Annotated in this window: 11 protein-coding genes; 4 read left to right on the top strand and 7 right to left on the bottom strand. The window is 71.8% G+C overall.

Going from position 1 to position 15,065, the window contains the following annotated elements:
* Positions 1-70: 70 nt before the first annotated feature.
* Positions 71-1,117, bottom strand: coding sequence for a serine/threonine-protein kinase (locus tag POL25_RS30085; protein ID WP_272089693.1), 1,047 nt, complete (start codon positions 1,115-1,117; stop codon positions 71-73).
* On the opposite strand from POL25_RS30085, the gene POL25_RS30080 reads away from it, so the two are divergent.
* Together POL25_RS30080 and POL25_RS30075 are read left to right on the top strand one after the other, a co-directional pair.
* Positions 1,091-3,226 carry a protein kinase domain-containing protein gene (locus POL25_RS30080; protein ID WP_272089692.1) on the top strand — a complete coding sequence of 712 codons (2,136 nt, stop codon included), beginning with the start codon at positions 1,091-1,093 and terminating at the stop codon, positions 3,224-3,226. The genes POL25_RS30085 and POL25_RS30080 overlap by 27 nt on opposite strands.
* A 32-nt stretch (positions 3,227-3,258) precedes the next feature.
* Positions 3,259-4,176, top strand: coding sequence for an FHA domain-containing protein (locus POL25_RS30075; protein WP_272089691.1), 918 nt, complete (start codon positions 3,259-3,261; stop codon positions 4,174-4,176).
* A gap of 140 nt (positions 4,177-4,316) precedes the next feature.
* On the opposite strand, the gene POL25_RS30070 is transcribed toward POL25_RS30075, so the two are convergent.
* From POL25_RS30070 to POL25_RS30055, 4 genes are all read right to left on the bottom strand, one after another.
* Positions 4,317-5,345, bottom strand: coding sequence for a hypothetical protein (locus POL25_RS30070; protein WP_272089690.1), 1,029 nt, complete (start codon positions 5,343-5,345; stop codon positions 4,317-4,319).
* 45 nt (positions 5,346-5,390) lie between these two features.
* Positions 5,391-6,707 carry a Dyp-type peroxidase gene (locus tag POL25_RS30065; RefSeq protein ID WP_272089689.1) on the bottom strand — a complete coding sequence of 439 codons (1,317 nt, stop codon included), beginning with the start codon at positions 6,705-6,707 and terminating at the stop codon, positions 5,391-5,393.
* A 13-nt stretch (positions 6,708-6,720) separates the two neighbouring features.
* Positions 6,721-7,248, bottom strand: a complete 528-nt coding sequence (locus POL25_RS30060) for a hypothetical protein (protein ID WP_373372135.1) — start codon at positions 7,246-7,248, stop codon at positions 6,721-6,723.
* 229 nt (positions 7,249-7,477) lie between these two features.
* Positions 7,478-8,047, bottom strand: a complete 570-nt coding sequence (locus POL25_RS30055) for a hypothetical protein (protein WP_272089687.1) — start codon at positions 8,045-8,047, stop codon at positions 7,478-7,480.
* A 680-nt stretch (positions 8,048-8,727) separates the two neighbouring features.
* Here POL25_RS30055 and POL25_RS30050 point away from each other — a divergent pair.
* Entirely contained in the window at positions 8,728-11,643 is a 2,916-nt protein-coding gene (locus tag POL25_RS30050) for a serine/threonine-protein kinase (protein ID WP_272089686.1), read from the top strand.
* Here the strand turns inward: POL25_RS30050 and POL25_RS30045 are convergent.
* Positions 11,630-12,037, bottom strand: a complete 408-nt coding sequence (locus tag POL25_RS30045; RefSeq protein WP_272089685.1) for a hypothetical protein — start codon at positions 12,035-12,037, stop codon at positions 11,630-11,632. The two genes, POL25_RS30050 and POL25_RS30045, sit on opposite strands and share 14 nt — an antisense overlap.
* 565 nt (positions 12,038-12,602) lie before the next feature.
* Positions 12,603-13,352, bottom strand: a complete 750-nt coding sequence (locus POL25_RS30040; RefSeq protein WP_272089684.1) for a Rossmann-fold NAD(P)-binding domain-containing protein — start codon at positions 13,350-13,352, stop codon at positions 12,603-12,605.
* Positions 13,353-13,573: 221 nt separating this feature from the next.
* On the opposite strand from POL25_RS30040, the gene POL25_RS30035 reads away from it, so the two are divergent.
* Positions 13,574-14,941, top strand: coding sequence for a hypothetical protein (locus tag POL25_RS30035; RefSeq protein ID WP_272089683.1), 1,368 nt, complete (start codon positions 13,574-13,576; stop codon positions 14,939-14,941).
* The last annotated feature ends 124 nt before the right edge of the window (positions 14,942-15,065 follow it).

Raw genomic sequence — 15,065 nt, 5'->3', positions numbered from 1 at the left:
GACGATAGCAGCCCGCCGCCGGGCGTCACTTTCACGGGATTTCACGCGCGGTCCCCATGCGACGGAGCGCTCAGAAACGGACCACGACGCCGGCACGCGGTCCGCTCCACGAAGCAGAGACGCGGGCGCGTCGGGCATGGCGGACGCGCAGTCCGGTGAGCAACGCCGTCGCCGCCAGCGCGACGCCCAGGGTGACGCCGCTCGCGACGAACAGCCGCCGCGCCGATCGCAGATCGTCGCATCCATCGGCCGAGGCCATCGCCTCGCACAGGTCGACGCCGGCGGCGGCATCGACGGCGTCGGACCCGGACAGCGCCGCTGTGTGGGCGCTGCGCCCGAGCCGGTCGCCGACCACGAGCCCCGCGATCGCCAGCCCCGCGACCGTGGCGGCGACGCCGAGCCCCGCGTCGAGCCCGGTCGGTCGCCGCGGCGCCGGCACGGCCCGCGGCAGCGCCGGCGTGGAGTCGCCTCGCGGCTCCGCCGGCGTCGCCGTCGGTGGCACCTCCGGCTCGGGCGGCGCGGGCAGCCCGGCGAGCAGCGGCTCCAGCTCCGCGCGTCGCTGCCGCGCGGCCGCGGCCGACCGCGAAGCACCGGCGTCGACCGCCTCGAGGTCCGCGAGGAACTCGTCGAGCAACTCGACGCACGCCGTCAGCATCGCCGGTGACGCCTCGCCCGTCAGGTTCGCGGGCGCGCAGCCCTCCGTCCCGTAGTGCACGATCTGCTCGCCCGCCGCGGCGTACCAGTCCGCCGCGGCCCCCACCTTGCCGGCCGCGTAGGCCTCGCGCGCGAACATCAGCGCCCGGGCGTAGGCCGCCGCCGCCAGCCGCGGCTCGCCCTCCTGCCTCGCCTCGCGCGCGTCACCGAGGCAATTGCCGAGGTTCGCGTCGGCGTCGGCGTCGGCTCGCTCGTTGGCACACGTCCCGGCCGATCGCGTCGGGGTCACCGGCGCGCTCGCGAGCGCCGCGGCGAGGACCAGACGTGGGCACGCCAGCACCGGCGTATCGTACCATGCGGCGTGGTCGAGGCAGACTATACGGGCGTCCTCCTCGACGGGCGCTACCGGATCCAGGCGAGGCGAGGGCAGGGCGGCATGGGCACCGTGTACGTCGCCGAGCACGTCGGCCTCGGCCAGCCGCGGGCGATCAAGTTCCTGCGCGCCGACCTCGCCCGCAAGCCCGGCGCCGTCCAGCGGTTCCTGCAGGAGGCCCGCGTCCTCTCGGCGATGCGCCACGACAACCTGGTCGGCGTGATCGACATGGGCGAGTACGCCGGCTCCGCTTATTACGTCATGGAGCTGCTCGCGGGCGAGGACCTGCGTCAGCGGCTGCGCCGCCTCGGCGGCCTCGGCTGGCCGCAGACGCGGGCGATCGCCCTGCAGGTGTGCGCGGCGCTGCGGCTGACCCACGCCCGCGGCGTCGTCCACCGCGATCTCAAGCCCGAGAACTGCTTCTGCGTCGACGCGGCCGACGGCGCCCTCCACATCAAGCTGCTCGACTTCGGCATCGCCAAGGTCCCGCGCGAGGCCGGCGGCGCCTCGCAGCTGACCGGCGCCGGCGAGATGCTCGGCACGGTCGGCTACATGGCCCCCGAACAGCTCGAGGGTCAGGGTGACCGCCGCGCCGACGTCTACTCCCTCGGCGCCATGATGTTCGAGATGCTCGCCGGCCGCCCGCTCCACGCCGGCAACGCGTTCGAGATCCTCTCCCGCATGCTGCTCGCCCCGGCGCCGCGGCTCGGCAGCGTGTGCGCGGTCGATCCGGCGATCGACCGATTGCTCGCCACCGCGGTCGCCCGGGACCCCGACGAGCGCTTCGGGTCGGTCGACGCGTTCGCCGCGGCGATCGCCGAGATCCCCGTCACCGCCGAGCCGCAGGCGTTCGACCGCCTCGCCTCCGCGCTCGCGCGGCCCGAGGGCGAGACCACGGCCGGGGGCGCTCCTGTCCTCGCGGACATGCCAGTCACCGCCATACCTGGCCCCGAGGACATGCTGTTGTCCTTGAGCCTGCGCCGCACGGAGTACGCCGGCGGCGTCCATGCGTCCGGGGACGGCGCCGCCGTCACCGACGCGCCGGCGGACATCCACGGCACTGGAAAACATGTCCTGAAGGACATGTCATCCGTCGCCCGAGCACCTGTCCCGACGGACATATCATTCGTCACTCACGAACCTGTCCCGGCGGAGGTATCATCCGTCACTGTCGCGCATGTCCCGATGGACAGGTCATCCGTCACCTCATCACCTGTCCCCGCGGACATGTCACCCGTCACCTCATCACCTGTCCCCGCGGACATGTCACCCGTCACCTCATCACCTGTCCCCGCGGACATGTCACCCGTCACCTCATCACCTGTCCCCGCGGACATGTCATCTGTCACCCCATCACCTGTCTCCGCGGACATATCAGCCGCCACCCCCCCACCTGTCCCGGTGGACAGCTCAGCCGCCCCCCCCACACCTGTCCCTGCGGACCGCGCTTCCGCCACCTCGGGCGCGCCTGTCCTCGCGGGCGGCCCTCCAGCGCCCCGCCCGCTTGAACCCCCTGTTCCCGCGGGCAGCCCCGCCGCTCCGTCGCGCTCACGCGTCGCTGGCGGGCTCGCCGTCGCTCTGTTCGCCGCCGGGATCGCCTGGCAGGTGTGGCCTGTCGGCGAGGTCTCCACCGCGCTGGCCCCGGCGACTTCGACGCCCGGCGCCGCGACCGCATCCGCCCCCGCGGCCAGCCCGTTCGCCGGCGTACCTGTCCCTGCGACCAGCCCCGATCTCGTGTCTTTCGAACCTGTCCCTTCGGACATTCTCGATGATTCGCCCGTCAAACCTGTGCTCGCGACCGTTCCCGAGCTCGCGCCTGGCGAACCTGTCCCAGCGGCCAGCCCCGAGGCCGCGCCTGCGGCCTCGCGCCCCGCGCCCGCCAGGTCTGCGCGCGACGCCAGCAAACCAGCCGCATCGGTTCGCCCGCTCACCCGCGCGGCCCTCCGCGGCCGCCTCGAGCGCGAGCTCGCGACCTGCGGCTCGCCGTACGTCGCCGAGGAGATCGCCGTGCGCGTCACCCCGGGCGAGGCCGGCAAGCTCTTGGGGCTCGCCGCGATCGCCGACGATCGACTGGCCCCCGGCACCGTCGACTGCCTCGGGCGGGAGCTCGCGCGCGTCCTCGCCGGGCTCGCCGAGGGCGTCGACGCCGCGCGGGCTTTTGACGTGTCCCTGACGCTGCCCCGGCGCGGCGGGGGTTGATCGGCGCGAACGAGGCCGTGTACTGGTAGGCGATGGCGGCGCTCCTCGGACCCGACGCCCGGCGGCAGGGCGCCCTCCCGGCGCGGTGTGTGGTCGGGCGCTCGCCCGCCTGCGACCTCGTGCTCGACGTCCGCGACGTCTCGCGCGAGCACGCCGCCATCCACTGGACCGGCGCCGTCTGGGAGCTGCAAGACCTCGGCAGCCGCAACGGCACCTGGCTCGCGGGCCGCCGGCTCGTCGCGCGGGAGTGCCTGCCGCTCGCGCGCGGGGCGGAGATCCGCTTCGGCGAGACGCTCGGCGCGTGGCAGCTCGTCGACGACGCTCCGCCGCGACCGATGGCCGTCAACCTCGTCGACGGTCGGGTCGTCCTCGTCGATGTCGACGAGCTCGCGCTGCCCGACGCCGACGAGCCCGCGCTGTGGCTGCGCCGGTCGGACGCGGGCGTGTGGTTCGCCGAGCCCGCCGGCGGCCCGGCCACCCGCGTCGAGGACCGCGCCGTCCTGACCGCCGGCGGCGAGCCGTGGCGCGTGCACCTCACGGACGGCGTCGCGGCGACCTGGCAGGCCGCGAGCGAGCCCGACGCCCCGCCCGTGCATCTGCAATTCCGCGTCAGCGCCGACGAAGAGCACGTCGAGCTCGTCGCCAGGGTCGGCGAGCGGCGCATCGATCTCAAGGCGCGGGCGCACCACTATCCGCTGCTCGTGCTCGCCCGCGCCCGCCTGGCCGACCGCGCCGCCGGCGTCGTCGACGGCGAGCAGGGCTGGCTGCCGCAGGACCGCCTGCTGCAGATGCTCAAGGTCGACGCCGGCTACCTGCACCTGAGCATCCACCGCATCCGCCTGCAGTTCAGCCAGGCCGGCGTGCCGGACCCCGCCCGGGTGGTCGAGCGCCGCCTCGGCGCCGGCCTCCTCCGCCTCGGCGTCGCGCAGGTGACGATCGATCCGCTGTGACCCGAGCAGTTTGCGCGACGAAGCACGAACTCCGGGCTCCCTGGATTCGTGGCGCTCGCAAGGCGGCGCGCGTCATGCCGAGCGGGCGGCGGCCGGAGCCGTGGCAGACGCCGCGCGCGATCGGGTCCGGGCTCGCGGCGTCACTGCATCCGCGCGAGGTTCCGCCAGAATTGCCGCAAGCTGTCGGTGCCGCCGAACAGGGTCGTGAAGTGGGTCGAATCGACCATCAGGATGTCGCCGGCGCGCTGCCCGGCGGGCGGGAGCCAGAGCAGGCAGTTGAACTCGGTGTTGCCCGCCGCGGTGAAGGGGTGCGGGCGTTGGAGATTGATGGGCTGGCGCGCGAGCACCTGCACCGACTTCGTGTCGTCGCCGATCAGCGCGTAGTGCGGGAGGTGGGGATGCAAGTTGAATGTCGGGACGTCTTTGAGCAGCCCCTTCTTGTCCAGATCGTGGAAGGACGTCAGGGGAGCGATCTCCTTGGTGCCCGGTGCGAACGCGGGGTGCAGACCCCATTGGTTGATCACGGGGATGTCCAGCGCCTGCAACAGCGACCGGGTGTAGCCGCTGAAGCGCTGCTGCCGGGGCACGAGCGGGTCGCCGTGGTGCTCGTATTCTTCCTGGCGCTGCTTGTAATCCGGGGTGTCGCCCACGTCGTGGTGCGGGGCGATCACGATGCAGGTGTCCTGCCGCTTCAGCCAGTGCTGGATGGCCTCGATCTCCGCCGGCGCGGCCGCCTGGTCGGAGCTCAGGCTGTCGAGGCCGAACACCAGCAGCGTGTCGGTGTCGGCGAGGATCCGCTCGTCGATCGGCTGCGTGAAGCCGGCCTGATCGATGCGCTGGAACACCGCCACGGGGTGGCCGGTGGCCTCGCCGGCGACCGTCTGAAAGCTCAGCGCGGAGCGGTGGAACAGCTCCAGCGTCCCGTCGATTCCTTGCAGGAACTGCGCCGGGCTGTACTCCGGCGTCTCGTAGGCCGGCCACAGCACCCTGCGCACCTCGGTGAAGGTCGAGTAGCGGTTGTCCAGCGTCAGGAGGCTGCACTGGGCCTCCCACGGGTAGCTCCACGCCCAGTAGATGCTGATGCGCCGCTTGCCGGGTGTGTACTTGCGCGGGATATGGGCCTGATTGTAGGTCCTCGCCGGCGGTAGGTTGGGGTTCTTGGGGGGCATGGCGATGAATCGGGGGAGGGGGTGGACAGGCTCGTGCGCGTGCGATCAATCGCCGGCGGCGAGCCAGCGCAGCGCCTCGATCCCGGGGATGAAGAAGTAGGCGCCGCCGCGTACGGTGGTGAAGGCGGGCAGGCCGGTGATCGTTCGCCGGATCGGTCGCGTCGGGATCTTGAACTCGAGCGTACCGTCCTGGGTGCCGATGATCGGATCGCGCTCGTTGCCGAGCTCGTGGAAGTTCTTGTCGTTGATCCACACGTTCTGGGCGAACTCGAACTGGCGGATCAGGCTGGCGCAGAGCACGAAGGCCGCGACGCCGCGCTCCTGATCGTCCTCCGGCGCATCGTCGGGCAGGTGCGGGCCGTAGGTGGCGCCGCGGCGGATCATGCGGTGCCGGTTGATGCTGGCCGCGGTGTCCCGCGGGTTCACGCGGCGGATGTGCGCGCCGAGCGGTACGGCGTAGCCGAACGGGTCATCCTGCTTGTAATTGAAGTCGTTGTTGCGCTGCGGGTCGTCGGCGAGCTTCGGGTCGTCCTTGTCGGGCGCGAGCACCAGCGGGGCGCCGCTGCGCCAGCGACCCATCAGCTTCGCCGCCAGGAGCTCCTGCTCCTCGGGGGTCTCGCCGTGCTCCGCGAGGAATTCGCGGAACTTGCCCACGTGCTCCTGCAGCCGGCGATACGCCAGGAAGCTGCCGTTGCGCGAGAGGACCTCCGGCTGCGGTCGGCCCGCCGGCGGTCCGTGCTCGTCGGGATAGCCGAGGATGAACTCGCCCGGCTTCAGCAGCCCGCCGGAGCCGGGCGTCGGCGCGTCGCCGGAGCCCTCGATGGCCAGGTTCGTCAGCTGGTCGCGGTAGCCGAAGTGGTCGTGGGCGTAGCCGAACGGTGGGATGGCCTCGACGTCGAGCGCCGAGAGCAGCTCCGCACCCGGAGAGGCAGCCAGCAGGCTGGCGAGCTCCTCCTGGTAGTGCGCTCGGTCCTCGACGGTGCGGGTGAAGAGGAGGACGATGGCGTGGAGGTCCGGGTCGGTCGTGCCGTCCACCCAGTGGTCCGGGTGATTCGCGCCGGTGTCGCCGAGGATCTCCGCGCGCGCCGCCATGCCCTGGCGAAACTCCTCCGGGAAGGTGGCCAGCGCGGCCTCGTCGACGCCGAGGGCGCGCAGCCCGTTCCACGTGAACGCGAGCGTCACCCACCGTTTTTCGTCGGCGATCGACGCCCGCATCGTCTCGACCGAATGCACCTGATCCACGAGCGCGGACAGCCACGCCCGCCCGGCCTCCGCGCTGGCGAACGAGAGGAACTCGTACCGCCCGGCGCGGGCCGGCGCGCGGTTCAGCAGGATGTACTGAATGTCGTCGAGGTCGAGCATCGGGGCGTGGGCCTCACTGCATCTGATCGAGCATCTGGGAGAACAAGTGCTTCACGCGCAGCGCCTTCTTGATCTCGTCGGCGCTGACGTACGGATATTCGCCGTACTCGAGGAAGCTGGGGCGGTGGTGCGCTCGCACGAATTCGACGAAGGCCTCCGGGTTGGTCTTCCAGTCGGCCGGGAAGCCCTCGAGGTTCTCGAACACGGTGCTGATCCCGGACTGCGAGAACAGGGCGACGGCGTCCTCGGTGTATTTGTCGAAGTCGGTGTCGAAGATGCCCTGGTACATGAAGTACGTCTCGCCTTTGATCTCGAACAGCACCCAGCGCAGGTAGTGCAGCTCGAGCGGGGCGAGGATGTCGGGCTGATCCTTCACTGCCTTTTCCAGGGTGCGCCCGTGCTCGCGAAAGGCCTCTTCGCGCCCGGGGATGATCTTGGCGACGATGGTGAAGCCGTAGCACGCGGGCGTTTTGGGGAAGATGGGCCCGTAACGGCCGTACTCGACGTCGTCGGGGAAGAAGCCGCCCTCCGGGATCGCCATCGCCGCGGGCTCGGACCATTCTGGTGGCTTGGATGTGTCGGACACAGCCGGCGAAGATGCCGTCGTCGCGGTCAGGTGCAAGCATCGCGGCCCGCCCTCGCGGCCCGCGGAGCGACAACACTGTTCATGCGAAACGAACCCCGAACGGGCGCGCGTGGCGCCAATGCACGCACTCGGTGCCGAGGCTCGAGCGCGGCCCCGTACGGGACGGGGCTGGACGCGCCGCTCGTCAGCCCCCGGTGCGCGCTTGAAACTCGGCCGCGATGCGCAGGGCGATCGGGGCGAGCTCGGGATCGGAGAGCGGGGCCAGGACCTCCTGCAGCGCGTCGGCGAGCTCAGCGAAGTGTGCGTCGCGGCGGCGATAGTTGGCGACGAGCGGCCGAGAAGTCGCCACGAACAACACCAGGAACATGAGGCAGAACAGCAGCGCGCCGGGGTCGTCGCTCCGAGTGAGCCCTGCCCACAACGTCGCCACCGTCATCATGAAGGACGTCACCGCCATCACGAGGGGCCGCGCTGCCGACAGGTGGCCATTGCGGCGCAGGAGGGTCCCGGCGTGTGCGACCGTGACGACCGTCCCACCCTGTGTGCGCTCGAGGCGTACGCGCGCCCCCACGACCCATTCGGAGAGGGCCGGGACATTCTCCGCGGCGCGCAGGAGGTGAAAGCCCCGCGCATGGACGAGGTCGAAGCGGACCCGCGCCACGCGGCTGTCCGGACCGGCGATCTTGAACTGGACGAAAGGGAGGAGCTGTTCCGGCGAGGCGGCGACGCGGAAGGTGCGGCGCAAAGTTGTCATCTGCTGGTGGTTGCGTCACTCAAAGGCGAACGGATCGCCGGCGAATGCTCCGCCAGAAACTGCGGCCCTGAATGTACGAAATATCCCGAGATCGTGCGCATCTGCGCGCCTCGGCCGCGGGGACGCCGTGGCGGGCGTGTCTCGCGCCGCGCCCTCGCCTGTGCCGCCGGGCAGCCGGCCGACGCGACGACCTCGGGGCTCGACCTCGGGAGACGTGGGCTTCAGCGATGCTGGAAATGTCGGGGAATCATACCACTCATGGATAGGGTGAGACTCGTTGCTCGCCCCGGGGACCGTTGGGTTCTCCATGCGGAGTGAACTGCCAGACTGCAACCATCGGGTGCTTCGAGCAATTGGAGTGACATGTCTGAATCGTCGCACGCACTCTTCGGGACAGGTCATGATCTTCGGGCGGCGCGGCCGTCGGCGTGACCCCGCCGCCGTCCCGGGGCGCCCCGACCCCCGAGCCCTGCCTGCGCCGAGCCTCGGTGCGCGGCGCGCCCAGCACGATCGGACATGTCCCGGGGGACATCGGCCGGTGGCGCCCCCCGGCCGTTGGCTGCGCCGCGGCCGCCTGCGGGTCGGGGCGGTGCGCAGCGCAACGGCGACACGGTTGTCGCACGATTGCGCACCGAAGTTCGAGAACGCCCGGCTCCTGCTTGCACGCTTCGTCGGCATCCGTGACCCTGGAACAGGCGCCGATGCCCGTCGACACCACACGCACGAGCCAGTTCGTCACCCGCGTCGACGCGGCCGCGTCGGCGCCCGAGCGCGGCCGGCGGGTCGAGCCGGACGATGACGCGGGCCCGGCGAAGATCGGCCGGTTCATCGTGCTGCGCAAGCTCGGCGAGGGCGGCATGGGCGTCGTCTACTCGGCGTATGACGAGCAGCTCGAGCGCAAGGTCGCGCTCAAGCTGTTGCGCGGCGAATTCCGCGGCCAGCAGCAGAGCGTCGGCCAGGCCCGGCTTTTGCGCGAGGCGCAGGCGATGGCCAAGCTGTCGCACCCGAACGTGGCCCAGGTCTACGACGTCGGGCCGTTCGGCGACGCCGTGTTCATCGCCATGGAGTTCGTCAGCGGCGACAACCTCAAGGACTGGCTCAAGCGCGAGGACCGGTCGTGGCGCACGATCGTCGGCGTGTACCTGCAAGCCGGCCACGGCCTCGCCGCGGCCCACGGCGCCGGCCTGGTCCACCGCGACTTCAAGCCCGACAACGTGCTCGTCGGCGACGACGGCCGCGTGTGCGTCGTCGACTTCGGCCTCGCCCGTCACGACGAGAACGCGATGACGCTCACCGGCGGCCCGCCGCCGAGCGCGAGCAGCGTCGAGCTGACGCAGATCGGCACGTTCATCGGCACCCCCGCGTACATGGCCCCCGAGCAGCTGCTGCGCGAGCCGGCCGACGCGCTCAGCGACCAGTTCAGCTTCTGCGTCGCCCTGTTCGAGGCGCTGTACGGCTATCGCCCGTTCAAGGGCGCGACGACGGCGGAGATCTCGAAGGCTGTCCTCGAGGACAGGCGCCTCGAAGCGCCGCGCGACATCGGGGTCCCGGGTTGGGTCCACGCCGCGCTGGTCCGCGGCCTCAGCATCGACCCGACGCACCGCTTCCCGACGATGGACGCGCTGCTGCAGGTGCTGTCGGCCGACCCCGACCGCGCCCGGCGGCGGCGCCTCGGCATCGCCGCGGTCGCGGCCGGCGTGATGATGTTCGCCAGCGCCGGCGGTTACGCGGCCTACGCGATCCAGGCCCGCGACGCCGCGACCTGCGTCGGCGCCGGTGAACAGCTCACCGGCGTCTGGGATCCCTCCGTCGCCCGCGCCGTCCGCGAGGCCCTCACCGCGACCGGGGCCGCCTACGCCGACGACGTCGCGACGCGCGTCGGCCAGCGGCTCGGCGACTACGCCGGGGCGTGGATCGACATGCGCCGCGGCGCCTGCGAGTCGCACCGCAGCGGCGAGCAGTCCGACTCGCTGTACGACCTGCGCGCCGCCTGCCTCGACGATCGCAAGACCGCCCTGCGCGCGCTCGTCGGCGTGCTGACGACCGCCGACGCCGCGGTGCTCGAGAAGGCCGTGCAAGCCGCCGACCAACTGCCCACGCTCGCGCGCTGCGCCGACACCCGCGCCCTGCTCGCGCGCAGCCCCGCACCCGACGACCCCGCGGTCGCGCGCGCCGTCGACGATCTGCGGGCCCGCCTCGCCGGCGTGCAGGCGAAGCTCGACGTCGGTCAGTTCAAGGCCGCGCGCGCCGAGCTGGGGCCGCTGCGCGTCGAGGCCGAGGCGCTGGCGCATCCGCCGACGCTCGCCGCGACGCTGCACCTCGCCGGCAAGATCGACGACCAGCTCGGCGACTATCCGACCGCCGAGGCGCTGCTGCTGCGCACCGCGGCGACGGCCGATCGCGCTGGCGACGACGACATCCGCGCCGCCGCGACGATCGACCTCGTGCGCACGGTCGGCGTGCGACAGGCCCGCTTCGACGAGGGCCTGCACCTCGCCGAGCTCGCGCGCGGCGCCACCGGCGGCCTGGCGGACGGCGGCACCGCCGAGGCGCTGCTCGAGGGTCGCCTGGGCGATCTGCTGCTGACCCGCGGCGACCTCGATCGCGCCGCGCCGCACATCGACCGCGCCGTCGAGCTGCGGGCCCAGCTCCACGGCGAGACCTCGATCGCCCACGGCCAGGCCGTGATCTCCCGCGGCACGCTCAAGTTCCTGCGCGGCGACTACCCGGCCGCGATCGCCGAGTACCGCCGCGCCCTGGCGATCTTCGAGCAGACCTACGGCGCCCACCACCCCGTGCTCGGCGACGTGCTCAACAACATCGGCGCCGCCGAGCTGAGCCTGTTCGACTTCGACGACGCCGAGGCGACGTTCACCCGCACGCTGGCGATCGTGCGCGGCGCCTACGGCGACAGCCACCCCGCGCTGGCGACCGTGCACTTCAACCTCGGCATGATCGCCCAGTTCGAGGCGCGCTACCCCGAGTCGCTGGCCGCGTTCCGACAGGCGCTGGCGATCTACGACGCCCACCTGCCGCCCGCTCACCCGAGCCGCGGCGACAGCCTGATCGAGCTCGGCAACACCCACCTTTTCGCCGGCGAATTCACCGCGTCGGAGCAGTCGTTCGCCGACGCGCTGGCGATCTTCCAGCTGGCCTTCGGGACAGGTCACCCGCGGACCACGCAGGCGCTCGCGGGCATGGCGACCGCGCAGCTTCGTGCCGGTCGGCTCGACGACGCCGAGCGCACCTTCCAGCGCGCCCTCGCCGAGCTCAAGCCCGACCCCGCCGATCCGACGCGTGGCGTCCCGCTCGCCGGCCTCGGTCGCGTCCACCTCGCCGCCGGCCGCCACGCCGCCGCCGTCGAGGCGCTCGAGCAGGCGCTCCCGCTGCTGCCGCAGAACGCCTTTGTCGCCCCGTACGACGTCGCCGAGGCCCAGTTCGCGCTGGCTCGCGCGCTCGTCCAGTCAGGCCCGGCCAACGCCGCGCGCAGCCGCGAGCTCGCGGCGCAGGCGAAGGCCGGATTCCTCGGCGTCGGCGCGGCGTTCAAGCCGGCCGCCGCCGAGGTCGATCGCTGGCTGTCCTCTAGGGCAGGTTGACGTACGCGGTCCCGTCGGACTTGCCGGCGCAGACCAGCCCGCCGAGCGTCATCGTCTTGTCGCCGACGACGACCAGCCCCTGCTGCTCGATCGCGTCGTATTTGGTCTTCGGCGTCAAGCACTGCAGGTCGGCGCCGCTCTTGGCACAGGCCTCCAGCACCGGCACGCCGGTGAAGCACTCACAGGCGATCGGCTTGACCGTACAGGGCTCGCCGCCGCCCATCTTGTTGGCGTCCTGACCGAGCGTACTGCCCGTCGTCGTGGTCCCGCCGCCGCCGCCACCGATGCCGGTGCCGATGATCACCTTGCCCGGGTAGAAGTAATTGGCCACCGCGGTCTCGACGACCCCGAGCCCGCACGCTGCAAACACACCGATCACGATCAACTTGCGCATGTCCAAACCTCCGAACCGAGCTGACGATTAGGCCGACACATTTACGATTCGTCAATCCGGCCGCGAGCCCCCACGCAGCGAACTGCGCACGATGCCGCCGTGTAGGTGAAAGGTGGACGGGCACCGCTGTGCGGACTGGTGCGCCATGGCAGCCCCGATCGTGGTCCCCGACAAGGCCCGACGGCCGCGGACCGGCGCGGCGACGAGGACGTCGGCGATCGCAGCGCGGGCGACGACGACGCGGGCACGGTCTGCCAGGCGCCGCGAATCGTCAGCCTCGTGCGATCGCCGTCGATCCGTACGCCGTTCGTGCGGCCGAGGGTGTCGTCATTGGTGTCGTCGGGAGCCGGCGGAATCGTCACTTCGATTTCATCACAGGCGCTTCAAGAATGCGACCAGGTCGCTCTTCTGTTGGCGGGTCGTGGCCTCGGGCGGGCCGATGTCGCCATCGAGGGACAGGAGCTTGGCCAGCAGGTGATCGCTGTAGAGCTAACCACGTCCTCCAGGGTCTCCGAGATGTTGTCGAGCCGTCGCGCGACGGACACGAGTCGCAGCGGAGCGCAGGTCAGGTGGCGGGCGGCTGGCGTTGCCCGCTGGCGATCAGCGCCATCATCTCGGGGTAGTGGTACGTCGCGCTCGTCGCCGGGTGGTGCTTCGCCGCCGCGACCATCGCTTGCGCGATCTGCTCGACGCGGATCGATCGGTACTTCGCCGGCGTCACGAACGAGAACAGCGGCAGCGCCTTCTCGAGCAGCCACGGCGTGTGCTGCGAGCCGATGATCATCGCCGGGCGGAACACGCTCACCAGCGCCGGCCCGCTCGCGCTCACGGCCGCCTCGGACTCGCCCTTGACCCGGTTGTAACGCGCCATGCCGGCGGCACCGCTGCCGCTGGTCTTCGCGGTCGCGTCCGCACCCGCGGCGCTCATGAACGCGAGGTGCTGGACCTTGCCCGAGTCTCGCAGGGCCCGCGCGAACGCCTCGTTCAGCGCCACGTCGACCGCGCGATGCTGCTCGAGCGTGAGCTTGCCGGTGCCGGCGCCGACGCCGAGCACGCTGAATCCCTCGAGCTCGCCCTCGACGGCGCTCGCTGCATCGAGGGTCGCCGCGGCGAGGGCCGCGGGCTTCATCTCGGGCACGAGCTTCTCCACCAGCGTGCGGCCGGTGGTGCGAGCCAGCGCGACGGCCTCGGGCAGCGAGCGGCGCGACAACGTGATGACGGCGTCGAAGCCCTCGTCGTGGAACAACTCGCGGAGCAGGGCGGCTCCGACCGAGCCGGAGCCTCCGAGGACGATCGCTGTGCGTTTGCGGGTCATGGCGGGGCGATGATACGCGCGAGTCGCCGCGAAACTGCGACCGAAAATCCCTCGCCTCACAGTCCGATGCAGTCGCCACGGTCGCGGCGATCCGCTCGAACGACGGCTTCGAGGCGGCGCGTGCGTGTCGGTCGGAGACCCCACCGCTGGCCCGGCAGGGTCGTTCCGCCGGCGGATGGGACGGTGTAGCTTTCGACGGCCCCGGCAGCAGGACGCCATTCATGCAGACTTCACAGCGCTCCCTTTCATCCCTCGGTCTCACGGTCGCGCTCGCGGTGGCGCCGGGCTGCGGCGGTCCGGCCGGGCAGACCGACTCCGACGGCTCGGCCGGCACCCATTCGACGAGCGACGCGACGACCACGAGCGAGCCCGGGCCGACCACGACCGTCGAGCCGTCGGGCACGACGACGGAGGCGAGCACGGGCACGACGATGGACGCGAGCACGGGCACGACGGCGGACACGAGCACCAGCAGCACGGGTGATGCGAGCGCGGGCACGACGGCAGACACGAGCACGACGGGCACCGAGGGGACGAGCACCGGGGACACCGGGGCGGGGGTGTGCGAGCCGACCTGGGTCGTGCCCGAGGTCGCCGCCGACGCGCTCGCCGAGCACGACCTGCGCTGGATCGAGTGCGAGCTGCTGAGCTGCGGCGCCGATGAGCAGCCGGGGCCGGGCGAGACCAGCCTCCTGTGCGACGAGTTCACGCTCGACGGGGTGCCGCTCGAGTACCTCGGCTACCTGCACCCGAACGCCACGGGGGCGTTCACGACCGACGACGTGATCTCGCCGGCGAACATCGCCTGGCTCGACGGCGAGCGGCACGTCTATCGCTACGGGGACGCGGTCTATGTGATGACCGAGCAGGACGAGGCGCGCGACCAGCTCGAGGTGTTCTTCACCGTGCGCGCGCTCGAGCTGCTGCGCACCGATCACCCGGCGACCTACCAGGCGCTGCTGGTCGACATGGCGGAGTTCCCGGCGGATCCGGCGCTCGACGGCCTGGCGTGGAAGAACCGGGCGCGCAGCGTGGTGATCTCGTTCGACACCACGCCGCTCTACATCGCGGCCGGGATCACCGTGCTCGACGCGGCGCCGACCGTGGATCAGGGCCTCGACCTGTACAGCAACGTGCCGGCGATCTCGATCGACCGCGAGACGATCCTCGGGTCATCGGACCAGATCGGCAGCCGGCCGATCTACGACAAGCCCGGCGACGACGAGAACTTCCTCCGCTACATGCGCGAGGGCGTGGCCGAGACGCTGGTGCACGAGCTGCTGCACCGCTATGTCGACCGGCTCAACAGCGTGGACGCGGCGATGAACGACCTCTACTTCCGCCGCGGCGACATGCAGGCGTGCGCGCGCTTCGAGCTCGAGGAGACGCTGGTGGCCGCGGCGTCGCTGCTGCACTTCCGCGCGGCCGGCGGGGTCAGCGAGACGTACCTCGATTATTACGACGTCGTGCTCGACGCGAACCTCGAGGTGGTGATGCAGTGCCCCGAGTTCGCGACGTGGGAGGCGCAATTCTCGGCGCCGTCGGGCGTCGACCCGCGCTACGACCTGCGCCTCGTCGACCTCGAGTGAACCGCGGGTTCGCGGTGTCGCTCGCTCGGCCCATCCGGCGGACCACCCGCACTGCCCGGCCGCTCGCAAGCCCGGGTCCGTCGCCGATCAGCGCTGGGAGGGCCACCCGTCGCGCGGCGGCTGG

Origin of the sequence: Nannocystis bainbridge, from assembly GCF_028368995.1 — a bacterium.
In the GTDB taxonomy this organism is placed as follows: domain Bacteria; phylum Myxococcota_A; class Polyangia; order Nannocystales; family Nannocystaceae; genus Nannocystis; species Nannocystis bainbridge.
Note: the sequence above shows the minus strand (reverse complement) of the source record. Positions and strands in the feature narration are given on the sequence as shown.

Coding starts and splice junctions, on each gene's coding strand:
- POL25_RS30080 (WP_272089692.1), top strand. CDS start 1,091: ATGGGCACCGTGTACGTCGCCGAGCACGTCGGCCTCGGCCAGCCGCGG.
- POL25_RS30075 (WP_272089691.1), top strand. CDS start 3,259: ATGGCGGCGCTCCTCGGACCCGACGCCCGGCGGCAGGGCGCCCTCCCG.
- POL25_RS30070 (WP_272089690.1), bottom strand. CDS start 5,345: ATGCCCCCCAAGAACCCCAACCTACCGCCGGCGAGGACCTACAATCAG.
- POL25_RS30065 (WP_272089689.1), bottom strand. CDS start 6,707: ATGCTCGACCTCGACGACATTCAGTACATCCTGCTGAACCGCGCGCCG.
- POL25_RS30060 (WP_373372135.1), bottom strand. CDS start 7,248: ATGGCGATCCCGGAGGGCGGCTTCTTCCCCGACGACGTCGAGTACGGC.
- POL25_RS30055 (WP_272089687.1), bottom strand. CDS start 8,047: ATGACAACTTTGCGCCGCACCTTCCGCGTCGCCGCCTCGCCGGAACAG.
- POL25_RS30045 (WP_272089685.1), bottom strand. CDS start 12,037: ATGCGCAAGTTGATCGTGATCGGTGTGTTTGCAGCGTGCGGGCTCGGG.
- POL25_RS30040 (WP_272089684.1), bottom strand. CDS start 13,352: ATGACCCGCAAACGCACAGCGATCGTCCTCGGAGGCTCCGGCTCGGTC.
- POL25_RS30035 (WP_272089683.1), top strand. CDS start 13,574: ATGCAGACTTCACAGCGCTCCCTTTCATCCCTCGGTCTCACGGTCGCG.